The 451-nt window shown below is 55.4% G+C and carries 1 protein-coding gene; it reads right to left on the bottom strand.

All coding sequences use genetic code 11. The features are described 5' to 3' along the window. Positions 1-451, bottom strand: a 451-nt coding sequence (locus E1297_RS00655) for a helix-turn-helix domain-containing protein (protein WP_305793804.1), incomplete at both ends; no start/stop codon positions are given.

A 451-nucleotide genomic window follows, 5' to 3' on the forward strand; every position in this document is an offset into this window, starting at 1 on the left:
GTGCACTTTCTATTGGATCCTCTTTGTGTTGATCGATGGCAAATACCGCTCGATCCGCAAACAACTGATAGTTATCACCTGAAGCCTCAACGAGATCGATTATCGCCCTCGATAACCTGCTGACAGCGCGCTTGGCTTCCTGAAGCCGCTTCAGATGTGCCTGAAACGCATCAGCCATGGTTTTGAATTGATCAAGATTGTGACAGGCGGGCGTAAAGTCGAGACCGTAGGCCTGTTCCGGCTCCCCTCCCCTGCCCCTATACACATAGCGGCGGCCTGTCGGGCTGTCGCGATATGCAAGGATCCCGGCTTCAACAAGCGCTTTCAAGCAGCGTGTGACCGTGCGTGTTGTGCGTCGGGTGTAGTCGGCCAGCCGCTGGTTTGAAATAGCGACCACCGGCCGCCTGCCCGGTTGAAAATCATCCGCCTGGACAAGGCCAAGCAAGATATC

This window comes from Roseibium sp. RKSG952, assembly GCF_009711355.1.